Below are 24849 nucleotides of genomic sequence, written 5' to 3'. Positions count from 1 at the left end.
GAAAGATGAGTTATGAATTCTTTTCACTAACCAAAAATTTGAAACTACTTTAGCGGGACCTAAGTCCTAGTCTAAAGTTACGTGAATTATTTTGTAATTATTTTACATGAATATTACTGTTTGCCTTTTTATAGTTTTTTTTAAGAACTACTGATGTGGTAAAACCGTTTATGCTTTATCTTTTAAAAATTGTGCTTTTCGCTCGTACTTCCCGCTAGAACGGCTCACAGAAGTACTAGAGTTCGCTCTACGTCGTTTTTAAGTGAAATTACCGTTTAATAATGACCTATAGAAGTAACGACTAAACCGTTAACTACGTTTTCCCTACTGATAATTACTGTTCTATTCACGGCATTTTCTATTTGAGAGCTAGCTATTATATAGGTTAGAAAAATTTTCTCTCGATAACTTCAAAACATTATTACTCCTCTAATTTTGAGTCATACAACCGTGTAATTCATTTCAAAAAATAGTTACCCCGCAAGAAATAAATCGTCGCGTTAGTGAGTGACTATTATGACGCCAACGACGTTTTCCTATGTATTAACTACCTTTATTTAATTTATGTTTTTAATTATAAATACTTTTTTTACCTTCATAGATATAACTACTCGTTTGTCTCGATTACCCGAATCCCGTTGAACTACCTAATCCTTATCAGCTTCACTGATTACTGCTATTTAGACGTTACTACTAGTAATTTTTATCTGAGGTAAACTCTGGATGGCCCAATCCGCCATACCTTATACGTTTATGTCTAAATCGATAACTTATATTATCATGAGAGCGTGTTTGTGAAATACTATTTTCCTGTTATAAACTCTTCTATTAACTAGAGTAATTAAGATAAAATTCTAAGTTACCATAACTATTGAAAAGAAAACTACTCCTTGGAAAATTTGGTAGATACATCAGAGAACGTTCTGTCAAAATGCGAACTAATATTCGCACAAATGGTTTGACGCAGATAGATTTAATTCTTCTCTTGCCGACAAAACATACCCTAATTAACTTTCAAATATAACCCTTTGTGAACCTAATCGACGGTCCAAATCTAATTGACAACTAAGGATGATATTATTCTAGGTTATAGCAAGTAAGTTATTTCAGCAGGCAAGTACCGGTAATAAAATCTACTTCTTGTAGTAGTCCTAGAACAAGACAGAGCGATACATATTTTTTATTCAGATCTTTACCGGAGAACGTAGGTCCTAGCTTGTCTTTAAGCCCTACGTTCTTGGCCCGATAGAATACGAAGAAGTCGGGGATGTCAACGTAATGGGTATGACATACTTACACGAGGACAAGGTCGCTCAGATGGGACTAGGTGTTATTCTATGTGTAGTGCCTATCCCGCCGGAAGCTCGGTTGTGAGGTTTTAGAGTGCCCAAGGGCGTCGTATTGCTCGAACACGTCTATTCCTTCAGGGACTTTACACTCCTCAGTATGGTACCGATCGGTAACATGCGGTTCCTACCAGAAATCCGCGACCAACACCCTTGGTATGTAGAGGACGTATCGGACGTTCAACCGGTAAAAGTGTCCGAAAATGTTACCGAAGCGCTAATGTCTAAAAAGGAGCTCGCCATAATTATTCTATTCTTGGTGCAAAGTAAAATAATTAGTTAACAAGTAGTTTATTTAAAAGCCAGAGACCACAATTCCCCGTTAATTATCAATGGTGTAGTGTGTAAAGTTGTTCTCTAAGCTGTACTAATACTTTTTGGTTAGGGTTAAGGAAAAGCCAAGAGAGACCGTTAGCTACCGCTAGACATATTACGTTAAATTGTAGTTTCCCAAAATTCGCAAAGTATTGGCGGTTTGGCTAAGCAGGTGTACGTTGTCTTGGGTGACAGTAAGGAAGGTCTAGCATTCTTGCTTGATGCGTTAGGCGTTATAAGGTTGGAAAAACTTATTGGGTAACTATTCTTCCGTTTATTAATGCATGGTTACTTTCTTAGTAGTACTGGTGTACGAGCCGTTGCGATTATGACAAACTTATTCAATGAAGGCGATGCCATTACAAGGAAAGAAATCGACGAACATTCAGCTGCACTAGGCTTGGTTATGGACGTCATTAATGGTTAAAGTTAAAAAAACGAAACCGTTAAGCGAGACTTCAATTTATTCGTCCGGTTTTTCCAACTCTTTAGTGATGTAGACGCAGTCCATTAAGAACAAGTTTTTGTCTTAAACCAGGAAGGAATAGTCTTCATTGTTGTTTGACTACAGGAACTCTAAGTTCTTTAAGTGCGTTGGGATCAAGTGGTCTGTGTCTCGGTTCATTTTGCGGTCCAAATTTTAGTTATACGAATCCTCATCCATGGTAAACAGGTAGTCCTATCACAAGATAAAACCCTTCAGATAGGGCGCGTATTATAAACCCTATGGGTAACTAACCTAGCAGTATGTCTTGTGTTTCTTAAAATCGGTATGTAAACAGGAATTTATTTTTACCAATTTAATTTAGCGGCGCAAAGTTAAGGCAACGTAACTCGCGAACCTTCTGCTAACTTTCGATGAAATCGTAGGTATCAAAATTAACTATGATTTAATAACTTAGTTCTATTACTTAAGTAAGAAAATTGAACATTTGGTAATAGTCGTTATTTAAAATTCAATTTACTAACATAACTAATTTCACCCATACAAGCTTTATTTTTATATATCTAACTCAGTTTTACGATGAGTAGTCTATAGTCTTTTAGTAAATCGTTTTCTTTAAAAGAATAAAGGAGCGATTTTTTATGTAAGGGATTAATCCTACTATTAATCAACACAAACAAACTTGTCCAACAAGCGGAAACTAGAGGTTAGGACCCATAAGTGAAAACTCATGGCGTTAGCGTAGAACCCGTTTGAGAAATGATTATCAATGAAAATTGGACAGACTTAAATTTGCTGGTAGCCGACTAAGATGTTTTTTTAGAAACGGTAAATGCTTACGTAAAAAAAATGATGAAACTAGCAGCGTTTAACGATTTTCACGTACTATACGTTTTCAGTATAGCGGTTAACGGAGTGCGCGAGGTAGAAAGTATTGTTCTCTCGGTAGCGCAACAACAAGTTGTCAACAAAACATAGAGTACTAAAGGAGCCAAATACTTGATATACATAAATTAAAATAGTCTCGTAACAATTGACTCCGAATTTGGTCCACTTTAAAAAGACATAATCTGTTTTTTTGAATTCTACTTCCGCAATTTTTTTAGGTAGGAAGACTTATTAGCACATTTAAATGACAATGTACCATGTGTCGATTTTGTCTCCTATCAGTTCTTTTTGCATCACTCTATGTTAACCAAAAATAATCAAACTAAGTTTCATATTACTTTTATGGCGCTACTGAGTATTATTATTAGTATCTTTTCTCCCCGGTCAACGGATGAATACTCACTGTAAAATACGTGATTAAGGTCCTAGCTTAAACGTTTATGGAACGCTCCGGAACGCCGTAATAGCCAACAATAGAGGGTAATGAATTCAAGTAAAACCATGTTCTCTCTAAGTTAGCGCGTAGATTAATTACGTGGTGAAAAGAGAGGACTTAGGGTGCGTTATGGTGGTATATAATATACCGAATTAGAGAAAGGAGAAAAACTGACCCCTCGAATACCCCATCCCAATAAAAAATAATAGTCACCTAAACAATAAGGAAAAAGTGAGGTATCTTATTTACGGTATCCTAAAACGTATTTAGCGGAAAAAGCATAATAAGGTTGGATGTACTATCCTAAATCATAATGAAATAATCGAGAAAAAAATACGCCTTTTATAAAAGGTCGTCGTACCGGTATATGAAAAGTTCTCCACAATTAAGTAATGTAAGGACCTTAAGCTCTATAAGAACCTAGTTCTTTGTATCTATATTAATAGACCTGAGAGCTTTATCTTTACTTTAAAATGGATTAACACCGAAATAGCTAACGGACCAAAGCATCAATGAGTGACTTGCAAAAAAAATATGGGTGTTGGGAAAAAGAAAATTGGACGATACGCAGCGTGTACTAAGGTCATACCCGTTACTTAGTAAATCAACGGAAGTAGGTCCGACTTTAGATATACTACAGTTGTGGGATAAATTAAAAGTACAAATAGCCCCACCAAAAAGTAATAAATAAGACAGTCTTTTATAGTAGACTATACCCCATAAACTATTATTCATAGAATAAAAAGTACAAAACGTAGCGAACCACCCGTCCCGGAATAAGTTTGTTAAATTATAACCGAACCTCGATACGAAATCGAAATAACTGAAAATACAAACGAATATATAAAGGAGTAGAAAAATTTCGTTTAGAATATAAATTAAAAGATCGACCATAATCAATAGGAAACATATAATGAGTGTCGTAATACCCAATGTAATAAGAAGCATAGTACAACCTATACTTAAAATCTTAACCCTAACGAAACTCACGTCAATAAAAACGTAGCCATGATGATAGAACCAAGGACGTACATAAACAGCTTGCTGGAAGCGTTAGCAATCCGTTTTTTGAACGCCTTTTTAATTCAAAGTCGTGAGGTCTCAATGATCGTAACTATTGTTTTAGCTAATTTAGCAACGCTAATGTTGACAGTTTTTTAATTGATCCTTAAAATACAGTCGAATACTTTGATAAAATTCGTTCGTTCTTTTCTTTACCTAGAACCTGTCCGCATATTGTTCTGAGAGACTATTATTTCTCCAAGTTTATATGGGGTACCCCCGACTCGCGAAAAATAGTAGACGAAACTGGCCCTTAGTTTTTTTAGCGATACTATATGCTAGACTGTAGCTTCCCTTTTTACAGAACCACTAGGGACCAAAACCTTTATCGTCAAAAAATAAACGCAACCGCCCGCGTTTTAGTCAATGTCGAAAACTATTCCTAGGGTAATGTTAACGCACCTACTTTCGTAAATTCTTTATAATAGAAATAGCACTCATACTAATAGCTCCTTTAGGTAATGGTAGTTAACCACTTAATAATCTACGCGAATGTACAACCATAGGTGGCAATCAATGAAACGGGATACCTTTTAAATGATTAAAAAATAAGACCTATTAAATAGGGTTAAGAAATTCTGCCTAAATATAAGTGATATACGACCATGACCATGTCGCACGATAAGTTAGGTTTTAAGTTTGATTAAAACTTGAACTATTTTTGTAAGTCAAAGTACACCCCTGTTATCTGGTTTATGAATCACTAGTTTTTGTCCGAAAACTATGACGAAAACAAGGGATAGAAAATCCCCATCTCTTGCCTTAACTTTTTCTTTTCCTGTATCACCTAAAATAATCTGTTAATCAGTTTTAATAAGGACTACCGAAATAAGACCAATGAGGAAGGTCTCTATACTTTCTCGTAATGTAGTGACCCTTCTCGATAAAAATATGTTGTCCCATGAGGTTATAAGTCCGCTAAGGGCCTGAACTTTGCATACAATAACCACTTCTATTTATGACCAAAGCATGAGTTCCGAACCGATATAAACCTCGCGAAGTATTATCTAATACTTATAATACCTTACTATTCTTACCATATTTATAGAACTCTTCTTAGAAGCTATTGGGTGGTTCACATATTAATTATATGTCATTATCGCTCACCGTACTTGTTTAGCTCCTATTTAAGTAACTTTAGTGAAAACAGGTAATAGAAAAAAATTTAATAAAGGTAAAACCTTTTAAATAGAAAGTTATCGCGATATAATGGTTTTATTAAGTGAACCACATTTAATATATGTATTAGTAGTAGCTTTTGCCACCTTTTACTGTTTTGAATTTCTAGATTTTGGTATATGAGGTTTGCTATATAATTGGAGAGCTTTTCAGCCTTTACTAATACTCTTTCAGGGATACACAGAGATGTCCGATGCACTAGATGGTCTTACGTCACTCCTCTTAAACGGTAGTGCTGATAAACTTCTACTTCTAAAACAGTATGGTGGTTTACTAGGCCCAGCGAGAACCCGCGTTCGTTTCTATCCCTTTAATATAGAACTTACCCGTGGACTGCCCTTTCCTTCGAAATCAAATTGATAATTTATATAACTATTCTTTTTATTTTGGGATGTCAGTAAAAATTTACATTTTCCAAGATATTTAAGTTTCTAACTCGAAGTACTAAATAATGGAAAAGTGAACAAATGGATAAAACTTGAATTCCCGTGCTATTGATCTCTACCACTTCTCCGTACACTTTCCTCTTCGACACGAATACTCAATTTCTACAAGGAGTGATTTAACGAAGAACTACTTTGCGGATGACGTCTACTCGATTCTTTAAAGGTCCTTTTAACGTTCTTCGAAAGACCGCATGTTCAATGTATGAAGTCAAAGTTAGGAGTATTTTTCGGCTGATGAAACAAACTTTATAGTCGTGTATTACTAGAGCTAATGGAAAGTTTTTTCTCTTCTTCACTCCGTCTCTAACTAGTTACCGACGTCCTTTTTAACAATGGGTTAGAGAGGGAATTTCTTGCGTTTCTCCCTATAGAAAATCCGAACCTTTTATATTAATTACTCAACCTAGCACTCGTTTTTTCCTCGAACCGCAAGGTATAAAATTTGTCGAGTCTGGTAAAAAATTTTTTTCTTTCCGTAAATAAAGCGAAAAGTTTCATAAGGTTATTATGCAAGAGATAGATACTCGAACGATCTTCCGAGAACGAGCTCGGACCTCTTGTATGTTTGCGGTCTGACTAATAACTTCTACTTCTTGTAGTAGTCCTCATACAAGAAAGAGCGATAGGTATTTTTTACTCCTTAAATAAATTATTTTTAAGTTGATGCAGTGAGTCTCTATTAAGAACCAATAGGATTAACTAACAATAATAGTTCTTAAAGTGACAAAAGATTCAGATTTTCACTATAAAAATTACTACAAAAATCCCACAAGTGAGCTACTTTGTAACTTAACTAAGGATTTCCTAATTAGTGTAATTTCAATGGGTTTTCGTTTAATGATTTCAGTTTACATTGATACTCTATTTCCGTCAAATAATATAACAAATCCTATAGATGACGTGGCATAACAAAAACATTAAGGAAGCAACGTAATCCCAGACTATTATCTCACAATGTACGCCGACGCTTAAGAAAAGCACACTAGGCTCTCAGAACTCGATCTTTAAAAAGAAAAAGAAGTCAATTAGAAAATACTTCATCTATATAAAGTAGTGAACGACAAAATAGGCAAAAAAGGTCTAGCAGAGGGAAAAGGTTGTAAAAAACGTATATACGTAATTTAGGATGATATAGATTATCTAGTAAAGAGTCTTATACAAGCGATAATTAGCTCATCTTAAGTCTCAATTAGTTTCTCTTGGTTACTCATAACGGACTCAATAAATTTTATTATAGACCTCATGGTACAAGGAGACTACTTTTTATTCCACAAGGCAGTGCTATTTAAACGTTGCGGTATCCCCAGAGCATCGCATAACGATGTACCGGTAGCAGTTAGGCGAGCGCATAAAGAGGGACCTCAAATGTTACGTAGTCGTAATTCCAAAGAAGACAGGGGGTAGACATTAATCATGAATTTACTGCTTATATTCGGAGTTCTAAGAACACAAGAAGAAAGTCCTTTTTGCGATGTCAGTAAAGAGGCTAATGTAGACAATCTACGACGAAATTTACCTTGTACATCAAGGGCTAGAGTCGTTCACTAAATCCAAGAGAAACAAGACGTTTGGTAAGTACTAGCTTTTATAAATATTAAAGAAGCTTAAAGCGCGAGTATTTACGTACGTAAAGAGATCTGTACAAAAGCTGAAATTTATAAAGACGACATAATATCAAAAGTAATAGTTTTGATAGACTAAGTTTGTTCTTTTCTCGTCCTACGAGAAAAACAAATTCGTAAAAAAACTTTTCTTTTTAGTATGGTATTAACCAACGACATATATCCCTACTTGGAAACCCTAAAAGATTTTTCAAGAGAGCTCAGTATAAACGTCGTATTACAGAGTTCCGTCTTGGTTCATATCCGAGCTATTAAGAAAAATATACATCGCCGCATTTACCAAATAAAAAAAGTAAAGGATTATTTATTTTTTCGAAACGAAAAAGACGTCCTAAATTAGGGTCGGACCATTTATACGAGAGACGAAGGCGAGAGAGAGGTAAAAATGCGTTCACTATGTAGTTACTCTACGGTATCCGTATTATTTCTGTTAAAGGTAGCGACGACAATAGATGAAATAAATTAAATCCGTATTATTTTGAATATTTAACAATATGTTTTATTGTTTATTGGTTCCACATGATATTATATAGTTTATTACCTATTAGATTTCTAAATATAGTTTACTCTCTTACGAAGACGTTAAAAATTTTCCGGCTTACTATCACAAGATTAAAAAAAAGTCTAAAACACGGTAATTAACTTTATCGTTTGTCGAATTAGTTTAATACTAGAGTAATTCAAATGCTAAAATACTACTTAATTTACTAAATTAAGGAGACCTCTTCGCATTTTTCACGAAGTGAGTATGAAACCGAGTTTTTTGAAGCTAATTTCTAGAATAACTCAGCAAACCTCAAGGAGTATGACTCCATCTTCATTAGGACCAGTTACCTTTTAGACAACTAAAATTGATGGATTAAGTTCTAGTACTAATATAAAGACAGATAGGTTATAAACCTTGAAAACTACATTCACTCAATTAAGCTGAAGCAGGTTTTGGCAATTCTTGAGGAGCAAAATAAGACCTACAGGTAGAACCCTTTGAGCAGTTCATAAATGCAAATGAACCTAAACTACGCTAAATACTCTTGTTAAACTGGCTACTTAAATATTAAGTCACGTCATTTTTCCTTGCAGCTTAATATAATTGGGCGCTACAACCGTAAAATTTTTTATTTTCGCAGTGGGTACCGGTGACCTACGTGTTATGGTTAGGTCTTTTCGTCCATCTCCTTCAAAACTACGTTAAAGTAAATTATTTAGTTACGTTAGGTAAATGTGCTACAAATCGCACATTGCCTAATGATTTCTTGCATTTTTTTTGACTTCAATCGCCCCTCGATAGTCGTAACTGTTTTTTTGTAATAGTCTGAAAGTACGTCACGCTTAGGACGTTTTTCCAAATAACCCTCCCTGGCGTGATATAATTTAATTTTTTGACCCATTTTTCTTATAATGTATGACGTTCTCTCCTTTGACTTTGCTTTTCTTGTTTCTACTTGTTGTACATCTTTTAAAACTATCCAATTTGTGCCGGAATTTTATTTTTTTAGGTTGATGGCGGATAAGCGATCGATGTCTTTTTCCTAATACGAGTAAACTCACATTACAGAGAGATTCCATACTAAGTGTTAAAACTTTGGATTAGCTTGTTTTAGTACTTATCTTAGCAACTTCAACAAAGGATATTAGGTGATACCGGACTTGAAAAACGTCGTCTTCGGGTAGTTTATTTCGTTCCTGACCCCCTGTTAACGTAGCTTTACGTAGTATAGCCGAGTTGCAGTCACGGTCCTAATTCACGTTTTGGATAATAACTATAGGAAGGACAACAAGTTCTATAAAACGAGCAACTATTTCGCAGTTTTCGCTACCTTGTCTAACCTATAAGTTGCTACCCACTCATACCGTAAGGTAAAGCACGAGGGCTGGTAGTACTTTCACTAGGCGCACTACAACTTTAACCTTTTTACAATACTAATAGTTTAACTATCGACATATTTTTATACTACCTAGTTATAAGTGACGATTTAATTCATTTACATTTGATAATTCCACTTTGATGATACTATTTAGTAGTTTAACTTTGTAAAAAGGTCAGTTTTCGAAAACGACAATAACCCCGAAGTAGATTAGCCCGTTTTATACCGTTATTCCAAAATGCGACAATAGAACTCTTATTCTTTTTTCAAATAGGACATTTAGGCGTTCTTCTATGTTAACTTCCCTACAGACATTATGTAAGTCATTCACTTAATGGGCTACTCCAACTTTCATAAAGGTAATATTGAGGCAGAAAATAATGACTCTTTTAACAACTTCTCCGTTAATTTTTTTCTTAATTTTTATAAACCTACGTCGGACCCCGTCTTTCACTGAGTCGGTAACTTCGCACATTGGTAGTATTTTAATTACAATAACGTTTTCCCGGAACATAAAATCAATGAGATTTAATACAACCTGTAATTTTAAAACATTCACTTGGGGCTTATATAGATTTTTTTGTGAATACCTACTTATTTAACCGACGTTCAACTCCCTATAATATACATATACACCAAACTCAATAATAATTACGACTAAGAGTAGAATTAAAGTCGCGTTAATAAAAGATTACGCGACCTCATGAAACCACTTTTTTATCTATAAAGTTGGCCACATTGACCGAGTTATAAACGTCGTTATAGATGGCGTGAAGGTCTTTGATGGCATGGCTAAAATCGTTATTAACGTCCTTGACGACTATCCGTTCAATTACTTCTTTAATCACATCCGCGTTAAGATCCACGAGGCAATTACAATAGTTGGAATAGTTGAAAATAATACCGAAAAAGTCAGTAATTCTTTGCTCCTTAATTACCTATATATTGTGGTCTTCGCTGACCAAAACTTGCCCTGTACTCAAAAAAGAATCAGCGGAAATGAAACCGACGGAATCGCTACAAAGAAGGTAATCTTGGTTTGATGTACGCATAAAATAAAACGTAGTAAGAATAAGAGGAAATAAAATAAATGGACAACGAGTGCAAGTCCCGGAGATTCCGTAACCATCTTCTACCGGTACGTCACTAGTGTTTACTTGGTAACAATTAGCGATTTGACCCAAAATTTTGGTTGGAATGTTGTTAAAATTAAGTTAATGAAAAACCGAATCAGAATAATCATAACTCACGTTTTCCTAAATAAGTACCCTATGTTGTCCGCCGATTGAGAGACCCGTATGGACAAAACGAAGATAGTAACGAGCAGTAAGGGTATCGTTGTCTTAATGGTCTTTTTCACTTATCGCACTAAACCCACTCTTTCGCGGTTCTATGAGAACGAAAACCGTTGTATTGGCCTCGTTACCAAAAAGTTCCATGTAATGAAGGACGTAATCCTTATGAGGATTGGGGAACCCTCGGAAGATCTTATCACGAATGTCCATAAGAACATTGGATATAACGATGTCGTACCAATTCTAAATTATAAAGTTGAGCGCCTTAATTTTAATTCCGCAACGAAAACTTACCTCGAAATATAAATTGGATAGACCACTAGCATGACAGTATTTTGCAAAAAATCATAATTACTTTAAACGCGAAATTATTATCATTACGTATTTTAGGTTGTCTTTTCTAACGGTAACCAAAACTTCCCATCTCCTGTTTCGTCCTACTTAAGTTACTATTTTTAATTCGGATATAAGCGCAAGAAGTTACTCCATAAATACTTTCGTGTTATTTTCTGAGAACGGATTGTCGAAATTTAGAGTTTTAGTATTTAACGTCGTTAATTTAATTTAGAGTTCCATTTGGTAAAAGAAGACAAAGATATGGCTAGTCCTTATTAAAATTTTATAAATTGGTACGGTTAATGTAAAATCGAGTTTTGGGTGAATGATCTATCAAGTGTTAAAAAGATAAATAGGAGAAACCAGCCTCCCGATAAAAAACAAATACCAATTAGGTAATCGTCCTAACCGTCGAATACGCATCTTCGGATTTTTTTGAAGTGAATTAAATTTGGTTTGAGGAAACAAAACAATGTCAGATTGAGTGCAATCTGTCCTTGTTTTTGCGATAGATTTCTGACTAGTCCACGACTGACTGTTAAAGATATACATGGTCATCGTTTATCGGGTTGTGGACTTTCCCGACGACGCTAAGGCTATGGGCGACAATAATTAGGACGTTATGGTTTTCAACGACGTAATTCTTGATGTTTTCGTTGGTGTTGGCGTCGCCGTGGTTGATGCCGGTATTTTGGTGGATTTTAAACGTATGACTATAAGCTCTTACCTCAATGTTATAGGCGAAGCTGTCTACGACCAAAGAGTTTAAAATTTAATTGGTTTCGATTCAGCAGTCAGAGTTGGAGTCTTACGAGATTCAGTAAACTTATAAATTATGTTTTAAATTGATTGTCTAGTTAAACTAGCCGCAAGAGAAATTCAAATCCTTTCTTACCATACCCCAATAAACATAATTAATAGAAAAGGAGTTGGAATTTATATAGTGATAATTTATTAACTCCTTCTAAACTATTACGAAATAAAGGATAATGTATCTAAGGAAGTTAAAATCTATGTAAACAACCATAAAGAAGATCTTAAAGAAATCATCGTCGTAAACCTATTTCGAATTTACATATCAATATCAAGTTTAGTAGAAGATATTCTCGTCTTTATCAAGGTGGGTATTTATTACGTTAGTAAAAAAAAACAAACAATCGTAGTGATGACCGAAGATCAGAAAACTTAAGAAAAGAGTAAAGCCTGTTATAACTAAATCGGAGTTGCGAATTTAATCTTCTCGGTTGCTAGCATATCCTGTGTTCAAGAAATTCATTCAAAACTTACAAATCAAAGTAAAACGTAGCGAATACTTAATCCTCCTGCATCAAATCGTAAAAAGTGACTTATACAGGCAATTTATTGGTGCCCCGAAATAACACCGCGTTATCCTCGAATAAAAACAGAAATTCTAGTTGACTTTTTATAATTTGTTTATTCGCTTAATAATTATTTATTGAATACTAACGCTATTTATTTGTTATCGGTGTCCTGTATTGTTACTAGAAATTCGACTTTATTTAGAACTAAATAATTTTTTCGTAAGATAACAATTAATGTCATGGTAACCGTTTTCGACAATGTATTTGATTATTCCTATAATTAATACTTGATAAGTCTTTAAATAAAACCGCTCCCAATAGTTTCTATAAAATTACTTTTTAAATAACCCATGCGTCTTTTACTATAATTTATACTACTACGGTTCAGAACAATACTAAATCGACTCATGATAGCTACATTAGTACTACTCTTTTTTCGACTAGAGATGATGTTTTTTCGTAAAAGAGAAAAGCTTTTTAATTCGCTCTCTCTTTTATAACTACGATTAATGATACAACCAATAAAAATAGTTATACCAAAACCACATCTGGTTTTGTACTTTGTTCGTCTTTTCAAAATGTGCAATCGGAAATTTCTTTACAGTTTCATATTTAGATTGGGAGTAATGATGATAGAGTAGCCATCTTACATACTTTCACCAAAAAGACTCTTATTTAAACCTCTGCAATTGATACTTTTTCGTCGAATAATGATATCCTACCGGCGCAGAGATTTAATAATACTACGCAAGATAGCAGAACCAATATAACTGCGTTACTTTTTTATTCATATTGGTCTATAAAAACGTCTAATAACTCATCATCCTCCTCCCCAGAGTGTTGGGGCAGGATAGTGTGATGGCATACGCGCTACAGCGTATGCCACCAAAGTTGATTCGACAGTATTACGTAATCGATTTTAAATAATACTTAAAATATCGTCGATTTCAGAATAAATGTCGAGTATGAGTCTCTCCAAAAAAGGTGAAGTTAAACGTGAAGTCCGGCCCATAAATTGAACCAGTTAAGTGCAAGGTTACTAGATCGGGTGAATATTTGAGGTAAACAACAAAGTTATCGAACTCCAGACTTTTTTGATAGACCGTGAGGTAAAAAAAAGTTAAGCAAAAAATTTACAACATATGGTCGGTTATTTGTTGCAAATTGTGAAAAGCGTGTTAATAAAACATATTTTGTCATTAAAAGTAATGAGAGGAAAACGTAACGTAGTTATTGACGGTTGAGTAATTATACTATTGCATTTGGTGATAGTGAACAACCGTCTACCTAGCTCACTAGCCCTACAAACGGAAGCCAAGATAAGCTTGAAAGGTAGTTGGCAAGGAAGGCATTTTCTTTCAGACGAGCTAAAGCTTGTAACCGAAAATTGACGAGTTGACATAAAAGTAGGTACGGTAACTAAGCAAGTAACTCAAGAACTTCAACGAAGAGTTCCTGATGCTAGAGTAAACGTCAGACTAGGTTGCGGACAACTAAGAGAGCATTAACGGGAACCGTTTATTCGACACAAACGAGATAAAGACAAAGTTCTCGTTAGTTACTAGCTACCTCACAAAGTAAGAGAAAAACGTTTAGGAGATTGCGTAACTAATAAGCGCTATAAAGTCGCTAGCAGAAACTTAGTCCGAATCGTTGTAAAAAATTTATTGAATTATAGAACCTTCCTTTTTACCTAAGAAATCATAAAGAACTATTAAGTCGTCAATAAAGTAGGAAACGAAATGAATTACGTATGTCCAGTCGGACTCTAACGAGTTCTTCAACCAATACACTTCGTTCGTTTCAAACGACAAAATAGCAATTAACTAACTAAAAAAGATGCTATAAAAAAGATAACAGATATAGGGGTAGATTTAAGGTTTGTAGTTGTCAACGGAACTCTAAAAAAAAGAACCGTCGTAGATAAAAAAAAACGAAATAGGATATTCGCCCTACAAGCTACCATTCTCTTACCCATACTGAAAGAAGAGAAGAGTATAGCCTTAGTACTAGGCTATAAAGACCGAAACAAGGAAATGAAAACCCCCGTTCCACATTATCTAATTTTTTTAGTGCTCGATTGAGAGGACTCCTTCCTGAAAGGAGCCCGGTCTTCGATACTCACTGAACTTGTGAAGCTTCGCCAAACGCAAATATTATGTCCGGACTTAACGGTTGTTGTTGAAGTCCCTATATTGTTTCTGAAAAAGAACGCTTATTTCCTCTACTAAATAGAAGATTAAAAACTATAGGTCCTCTCGCAAGTAATTCGAGGTATTGTTTTAATCGTACCGGTTACAAAAGCGGAAACAGGAGTCTCCGATTATTTCCTGGTTTTTTTGCTAAAAAATAAGCAAACGGATTTTAGACCCAACATCTCTCGGTTTGTAAATGAACTTAGTATTATGGAAGAAAGAAAATGTAGTACATGATATTTAATTAGTTTTTTGGACTAACTTTTAGTTCATCGTTTTTTTGGCATTATAACATAGAATATAATTTGATAAACAAAAAGTTCGTGAGTCGGGCTAGAAATATTTCTTTTAACTTGTGATTATTTAACCCAGTAATTCAAACGTATTGCTCCCTATATCAAGTTGTTATACACTTAGGTAAAATTTAGTACTACTCCAAGCCTTTTCATAGTCCATCTTTCTTGTAAATAATAAGTAACATTTAAGTTAAAGTAAAAAAGTTATCATAGTTGGCATTAAAGAACCTTAAAAAGACCTCAATTAAGTGGTCGAAATAATACATAATTTTGAAATAGTATACGTAAAAATGGTTCATTCCATTTATTTAATAAGTCAAGACCCTAACTATTTAAATTATTAAGACTTGAAAGAAGACCGTATCAACCTAACTAAAAAAATCCTCATACGTAAAGTATTCGTATTCGTTAAAGTTAGTTACACGGAAGTACTTTGACAAAAGGGTGATTAAGTTGAGGTTATCCGTATACGTACAGTAGTGATATTGGTTGTAAATATAAATATCTTCCTTCTGGACTCAATCTACTCTGGCCCCGTGCGGTTCATAAATGCCAGTAAGGTAGTATACAGCGGCAAGGTACTCATCAATAACCATATTCATCTCGTAGATTCAATAAAAAAAAGTATTAGAAAACCTGTATCTAAAATAAAACCCGTTAATATCTAACACGAGCAAATATTCTGAATGACGAGAACGAACGGTATAAGAACTATTTCACTTCCGTTAGAAATCAACACGGCTTTAAAGCGCACGCTAATCTGAGTGTTTATAGGACTTTTAAAAAGGCACAACTACCTTTTCTTCGATCTATAAGTAAATGTAGAACTTAAAGAGGACGAACCAATAAAAAAGCTAATAACAATTTAGCACCTTCTAGTTATAGTTATTCGCTACGTGGGTAAAAGGCGTATAAAACTCAGCGCAAAGCATGATAAAAATTTTACACGCCTCCGTAGAATAGTTTACATAATTACGGCAACTGCACTACATGTTATGGTTAAGCGAAAAATCAATTAGGTAAGCAGAAATCTTTGAGGCACATTCAAAAATGAGATCCTTATAGTTCTCAGAAACCTAGCACACTTAGACCAAATCGCTACTATAGGTTGTTTTACCGCTCAAGAAGACATCATGCACGTTATCCCGGACGACAAGGTAGGTCTAAAGGGTATCCTTTTTATGGGACAACTGATTAATTAGGTCATGAACCCGCATTAGGTTGATTTGGCACTTTACGTCGACCTTAAGACTGGCTCGGTGACAATAGACATGGTTATGGCTCATTTCGTTTTGAACGTGACTGCTGTCGACGGCCAGGTGGTGATCTAGGAGGTCCCAAAAATAACCCTAGTTTTCGTAATGGTTAAGACGGTGATGCTGATGAATAAGGTTAATACGGGGTTCGTTTGAGTAGGTAAGGCGGAAAAGGATTTTATTATCGGGGTCGTAATGCATTAAAAAAATGGTCTTTTCGTAGTGCTTAACCAACCGACGGATTATTGCGTATCCTAGGTCTTGAACATCAACATAGTTTACTTAGTTATAATAGAAAATTATATTAACCTTACGTCACCTCCCCCGGATTATCGACTGGACATAAAAATTTCCTTCGTAGATTAACAACACGAACATGATATTGTCTTCCTAACTAGAGCGAGGTGCGTAACTAACCCCGTACCAAAAACCGTGAATTCAATATAAAAAAATAGGCGAGCTATATAAATCAATGATCTAGTTTCGTTCACTCAACTACTCTAACTTACCGTAATACTTATCTGGATTAACAGTGTCTAAGATTAACCCCAACTATATGAAAAACAACAACTCTTTTTCTTAAAGGTGATTTTCGATTTCCTTATTCATAGTCACTTTATTTCACTATAGAGTATAAAAGCAAAGGTTTATCATAGGAAAATCGTAAATCAATATAGTCTAATTAATAAATCTATCGAGAAGACTGCTTAGTTGATTAACTCCTCAATTAAGCTATACTAACTTTTTATAAACTTCGGTCGTGATTAGAATAGTATTTTGTAGTTTAAATTTTACTGGACTGCAACACTACTTTAGCGAAAATTACTGGTTAAGCATCTCGTTTATTTTCGGATAAGGAATTATAAAATAATTCTAATAAGACCGTATGAAGCCCGATAAAAGTTATGGTATAACCTAATAATTACCTGTGGTATTCAGAAGAACGAGAATAGTTACTTCACTTCGTTGGCCTACTCTAAAATTGTTTTGAATTTCTTTTGGTTAAACGTTAAAGACTACAATGACTACTACCCCTAAGCTATGACGTACATAATCGATTTAGCCTTGTACGTTTTTTTTATTTAAAAAGACTTATGGAGTTGCGCAACTACTGTCGTCCGCGTTTACATTTACAAAAGCTATCCGTTCCATTACCCAAGAACCCAATGATATATCTTGTCTATGCTTGCCTATTAGACCGTTTAATGAATTTTATACTATGGAAGCTGAATAATGAATCTTTACTGCTGAAACTACAGTTAGTTTGTAACCGTTTGCCGGTCTGAGAAAAGCTTACGTAAAAATTGAGGTGTCTAATAGCTAGTTCACTAAGGGATTTTCGAAATTATCGGGTACTATTCAAACTAGGATTAGTCTTTTGTAGACTTGTATTGTGGTAAAACGAGGTATACTACAAGTTCCTATACAAGTTTATATCTCTAGTTGATCAGTCACATTAATTGGTGTTTTCCTGTCTAGGATTGCAGTTTTTACTATTACCTTTTTGACGAAACCGAGATCGGGACCTCCCTTTTGTTAGCTCATTGTACCTCATACAATTACGTAATCAATTAGTACTTAACAAACTATAGTTACGGCATCTATTACTACCTTTATTAATGGAGGTTGAACGCTAATAAAGAGTTTTTAAGTCACGACTTTTTTAAAGTGGAAACGAATAATTATCTCCATAACTGCAGTGTGTATCTTTATTACTACCATTCAGTCATAAACTAAACTAAAAGCTTTTGTTTCGCACATCTAGGCTATGTTAGGCTTTGCTGGACAATAATTGCGATCAATTCTATGTAGGGAGTAGTGAGAAACTATGTATAAGTCTACCTTCTTGTTAAAATTCACGCAATGAACGATACCTACTAACCTCGTAGTCGAGGTTTAAGCAGTGGTAATAACTTGATACATTTTTAGTCCTCTTAAGACGTCCCGAAGAATTTTTCTATTATCCACTCCGCAAGCGATTAAAAGTAGTTTTACCACAAAGACTTCCCTGTTAGGAGCTAAATTGAGTTAGCTAACAATGTTGTCCATAATCACATCTACAGCTCATAACGGAGCGAGAACAGCGCTAAATATTAGGAGTCATATTTTCACTTTTTTATTTGTCGGTAAAATTCTGCGAATTTGGACTAAACCTAAAGTTACAACAATAAGCAGTATATTTTTTAAATTGGTTTCTCCCATCATTACTCGCAAGGTTGCGTAATTCAATATAGACGTTTAAGTTAAAAAGAAGGTTATTGTAGTTACTAAAGTCACTGTCACGGGAGCGAAAACTTCTTGTAGTAGATGTTTGATTTTGTAAAAGGAGATAGTTCTTTCTGTGAGTTTACAAGCCGGTAAATAAACGTAACTCACCTAGTTATGGACAGCTGCCGTTAGAACAATCTGAATGTCCCTCATTAAGTAAAATGTGTCGCGGTAAATATCACGTAAACTACTTACGAATGTACAGAGTAACACTCGTTTTACTATCGATGTATCTTGTGGTCCTGCGATAAGCCGTTCAATCTTTATACTGTTATTTTCGTTACGCGATAATAAAAGACCGCTTAATAAGCCCATACGAGGGTATGTGCCTACTAATAACCAATAGATACCTTCTCCTGTCATTTTTCAGTCCCCACCTTAATAAGTGACCAACCGGACCCGTACCATAGCTAGAATAGTAGTTTGTTTTTCTGAATATAGCATTATTACCGCCTCCTACGTCATGACTGTCATGTTGTCTCGTAATGTGTTAATGGTTTAGACTCTTACATTGTTTTTTTCATAAACGGTGAGAAATACTTCTATCGATACTCCGTTTATTTTGTAAGTAGGTTGTTCTAAACGTACTTTGAGAGCCAGAACAGATAGTGCTATCATAACTACCTCTCAAAGTTTGTCATCCCTTAACGCTAGAAGTGTTATTCAATTAGCGAAATTTTTATTTTATAGCGAATAAAAATGGACTTTCGTATCGGCTACTCGAAAAATGGCTATGCTAAGCCAAAAAACTTGTTAAGAAAAACTTGCTTATAGAAAAAGATATGCGATTATTAGGTTGTAACGGGGTAAACAATTACGCCAATTAATGGGTTTTCAATGATGGACTTCCGTTTGACCTAAATTATTCCTGCGATAATTGGCTGGTAAAGTCAAGTCTGCTTTTAGTCCTCTAAAATGTCTAACTTGAGTACCACTTTCCAACCAATGACTTTCGATGTGCGGTTAGTTCTCTCCTCAAACTATTTGTTAATGTCAGAGAAGTTTATTGTGCACAAGGACTTTACTTAAGAGCCGACGTCAATAATCTGGCGAAGGAATTACTATTTCACTGAGTACTTCTAAATCTGCTTAATTTTAGGAGGAGAAATTGCCTTGTTGTCAAGGTTCCTATAGTAAATAACGTAAAACGTCATTACTTATTATTGGAACGAGAACGACGAAGTGAATAGGTCTACAAGGGGTTACGTCACCTAGTTGGGTTAACCGTGTTGGTTCTTGGTAATACGGACCATGTTAGACAACTCTACTAACTAGATAACCAATTCCGACCCCGTCTATGTTGTTTCTGTTTTCTACTGTTACGTAATCTGACGCGGTAATCCTACTTATCTCAACTGAATCATTTACGGAATGATTTAGTACCACGGTTTGGATCGCTTATATCACGAATAATACGACGAAGATTTCTAGGTTTCTAAAATTTGAGCAATTACCTCAAAGTAGGTCTCCGATACTTTTTTTGATGCGTATCGATGTCTTGGGGACAAGTACGACGTCGAGATAGTCCAGTTTTACTTTTAGAAGTCTCGGACCACATAATACCACTACAGGTATGCCGTCGTTTTCTACACTTACCCTAATGTGGCAATGTTAATCGAGAATTTTTACTTGTATGGCTATGTCATTCCAATAACGAAGTTATAGGTCCCTGTAATAAGTTTGCGGGTATAGCACCACTAAGACACCATTTATACTGGTCTCTATGGCTTTACGTTGTTGAGGAATATGTACTCTTTGTGCTTTCTTTTCGCCTAGCATTTATAAAATTCCGTAAATTTTTATCGTTAGGACCATAACATTTCCTTTTATATCTAATAAATTAATATCGATAAGCATGGTTGCTACATGCACGGTAGGCGCCTAAAAATAAGTGAATAGGACTGCAGTTTCATCAGTTTTGCTCGCTGGTGATAACGTGGCGAGGAAACTGTCTCCGTTATGTTTTTGACCGGCCCTTTTTTCCTCTCCTTATATTGCTGCGCAAGTTGTAACAGTTTTACGAAGATTTTTGGGGTCCATAACTATAATTACGAACATGACGTTGTAGACTCGGGTAGGACAAGACCCGGTGTAGGTAACCTCTACAGCGCCACGAACTTGATAAGGAACGACTAGGATTTGAGTTGGGGTTAGTTGTCCTATTATATCCAATATGTCGAGACGTACTACGACACCTCGCGCCAGTAAACTTGACACACTTCGCAAACGAGGTTCTATTCGCACAACTGACGTGGTAACAGTTATTCGCTCCTGTTTGTCGGCGCCTAGAACAGTCAAAGTCTTCACCCCATCTCCTCACATAGCTCCTCCATCAATTCTCGAATAGATTTTTTAGGTCAAAGAAGTAAGTTATCTTTACTCGCCAATTTGACGTGCATCTTTATTAACTAACGTGTCTCCAAAGATTACAGGACATCGTTTTCGTTAAAGTTATTGCAACAAACCTCGTTTGTATAGGAATTTTACAAATTTTGAAAGCTCAGACCTGACTAGCAAAACTCGTGCACTTTCGTTCAGAACAGGTATGTGCCGTTATAGGAGCTGCTAAGCAAGTACGGCCATTATCCTGTTTTAACAAAATAGCTACAAACGAACTGGTATTGGAAGTATTTTCATTACCTAAAGTTCTCCCAATACGGTCTGCAATGGTTGCGGTCGAGGTTACTTGTAGTTTAGAGCAAGAAACCCTCGATTTTACCCGAGTAGGGTTAGTTATTACATATATCTGAGGGGTAATTGGTTATCTAACGGACGTACATGTAGTCTTACCGTATTTTGTATGAACCAATTTAGTCCAACTTAACAAAATCTATCAAGAAGACTCCTTAGTTGATTAACTACTTAACTCAGCTATAAAACAAATTTTTTTCTAAACTTCAGTCGTCATTAGAATAGTAGACTGCGTAGGTTAAGTTAAAATGATATTTTCCTGGACTGTTAAAATGCGGTAACTCATCTCATCCAAAGAAAAGAATTAACTACAACTTATCTCCGCCCTTGACGACAAAGTACTTAAACGGAATTATGAAAAGGTTTGACCAAGGTGACAAAAAGACAATTTAAAACGCACTTTGGTAAACCGCGTAATTATTTACCTATATGTTAATAAAACTTTACTAGGTTAACGACTTTATTAAAAGGCAGCTAACATACCTATCCTTTTTATTAAAGAAAATAAGGACTTAGTACGTTCTCTGCCTATTAACTCTTTAATTAAAGTAATACTTGAGGTATAAATTCGAAATGCTTTATTCTTAACCTAAATCTTAGACGAAATATAGGTTTTCGCAAGTCTAGTCGTGGTGGGTCCTACTCAACACGGGGCACTTATAGTTAAGGTATTATTTACAAATTTTCTAGCAATTAGAAGACAAGAACTTAGTATTTTTAGTTACTAGCCCCAAAAATTAAGCCTAAATCGGTTAAAATATTTTCCTTATTAACGTGAAAGTTCACGGAATTATACTCTCGAGGATTAGTGGTTTCCTCCCGTGGATTTAGATACTCCATGATAAATTCATTTATTGTCCCAACTAATTTATAGTTTTTAAATTTCACTAATCGCAGTTGATGTATTTATTATTAATCGTGACATAGTTCTGATTCGCTGATGTTATGAACGTACCATCGGAACTATGTCGCGTCGTATTAGTTCCGAAAAATATGGGGAACTCTTTCTCAAGAAAAGGAAAGTTAAACGAGGGTTTACAATCGATTTCGGAAAAGAAGAAATTATTACCTTTGTTTCCCACGTATAAAGAGGACATGTAGAAGGTGTCTTTAAAATAAAGATTCTTGTAGATTGTTGTTAAATCTCCGATGTTAGACGAGTAATGTCCAAAAATTTGAAAGACAGTATACGACTCAGTATGAGAAACGACACTCATTTAACGATTTGTCTGAATTTCTTTGAACTCCCGACGATCTTAGAACTCGCCGAAGGAGTTCCATGTCGAATTTAGGAAGAACAAGAACAACAAAAACGCGGTCCATAACGAAGTGGAGAACTTACCATTTTATAAAAAGCCACTTCATCTATGATAACCCCACTAGGAAGGTTTATGGTTGTGGAAGTAATATTTTTAGTACAAAGTTGGGGTACTATGACTGGGTTCGTAGGGCGAGGAAAACGCTTCGTTTTCGTTATCGCTCGAGGGCCGGAACTAAGCGAAATATTTGGGGCGACGTGGGTCCAGGTAAACTCGAAACTTAGCATTAAACTATTAATAAAAACAGATTAAAATGTTTGAGCGATTTACCTTCGTTAGGACAAAATATTTTAAATAGGTGTTCGCGATTTAGTAATCCCGTCTTCTCGCAATCTGAACCACAAACAGGGGTCAGACGGAATGTTTAGTCAACCCCCCGTTAAACCAATAATATCTGTAGGAATTGTGTTCGTAAGTAAACTGAATACATTCCTGATTGAACACGCCAAAAAAATGGACAACGGAGTCGTTTTTATTAACGCTCGTTGAGACCACTATTAACCCTTTTTAACCTAGGTCTGACGTCTCGACGAACCAACTCGTAATCTCGATTTAATTATCCTAGTATCAAGGTTCTGTTGAGGTTTCCTTTTACTATTAATTCAGGCTTTAGAAACCCATATACGGGTCGGCGTCGATAAACCCAGTTTTAAACGTAACGCTCGTGAAAACGTAACAGGGGTATTGCTGATAGTGTTATTAGAAATATAAGCGCAGGAGCGACATGATTTAGTAGAGATTTTTTTAGATTCTATGATATTTTTCCAACAGAGGTTAATCCTCGTATAAGCAATCCGTTAAGTATTTGGACGAAGAGTGGTCGATTTGTCATTTTGGTTGATAGCAAAAGAAATTTATGACGTTAGAGTACCGAACGTTCAAGAAAACATCCTAATAACCGTTTATTTTCCTATACCGCAAGGTTAAAGTTATGTAGTTCATGGTCCGCAAATTGAACCGGTCCTAATTAACTCGATGGAACTCCATCGAGTTTTCGTAAAACTATTTCGCAGCAGCATAAAAAGAAACAACGAAGATGGGAACTTCATCCTTAGACTTGAAGATGTTCCATCCACCGCTCTATTCATAGTTTCCTCCATCTCCAATGAAGGTAAGGAAAATGTGACCAGGAGAGGTAAAAGAATCATTTATTCTCTCCCGCCCAAGCGTCGACAACAAGTTAGCGAAACGATTAACGAAGCATCCCAGATCTTCGTTTTAGGAGTCGTCTCTATATCTATAGTAGAGATAGTAATAGTAAATCTTAGTAATCTATAAATATTATAAGTAACAGTTGGTGAGCTTGCCACTAGGTCGATGAGCAGTAAGGAAGACGTCCGCAACTCCCAACATGACTAAGCACGAAGTAAACCCGGTATTTTTTGAGGACTTAGATTCTACTAATAGATAAGATAAAAAAAGTCAACGGTAAAATTAGAAAAACTCGTTTCATATAGGTTAGTTAATATAATTATACAGTAAAGGTAAAAAAACTATAGTCCCCAGTGATCGGCTAGATGTTTGAGAGGCTATTAACATAGCTAGAGGGTTAGTTAATCCGCACAAAAAGGAGATAATAAAAGCCTGCGAGTAGTGTAGTCGTTCGTCATTATAGCTAACACCTCGTTTTTTCATTTAAATGTTAGGATTTCTTTCATCGATCCTTTTGTCGATTTTGACAATGATTCGGTAACACAAATGTCAGTCATTTTGTTCCTTGAAGACCTTTTGACCGGTAACAATAATTATAATATTAACATTAGATGTCACCCTCGAATGCTCGTCCGTGAACCGTAGGTAGTGTTCCCTTAGCTGTTTACGGTTATACTGGCCTGCCTTTTTATGGTTTAGGGTAAAGCCTATATCGTGGTTTTATATCTATATCTTCCTAAACTATAAAATTTATAAGTTTTTTATTTTACTATATAAAATCTCATCCCTTATTTGGGTATAAAGGGTCTTTCCTGTTTTTAAAGGGTTATGCCATGTAAGACTCAAAAGCCATTCGTACGCACTGGTTTCCGTCTCCTTTAATTTAAATTCACTCTTTTACTTAGGACGAACCCTACTGAATATACTTTTTTGAACGAGAGTTAACTTGTAAAGGGACCTCGGAGTTCGTTCGGATCAACGGATCCGCCACTCCTAGTTAAACATTTGTGTGGCGTCTTTTATAAATCAATGAACATTAAAGTTTAACGTAAAAAAATAGTTAAAAATATTCACTTGAATTAAAATTAAATTATATAATTATCATATGATAAAGA

It is taken from the genome of Legionella qingyii (assembly GCF_003184185.1).
The sequence above is the reverse complement of the archived record's forward strand: the minus strand, read 5'-3'. Positions refer to the sequence as shown.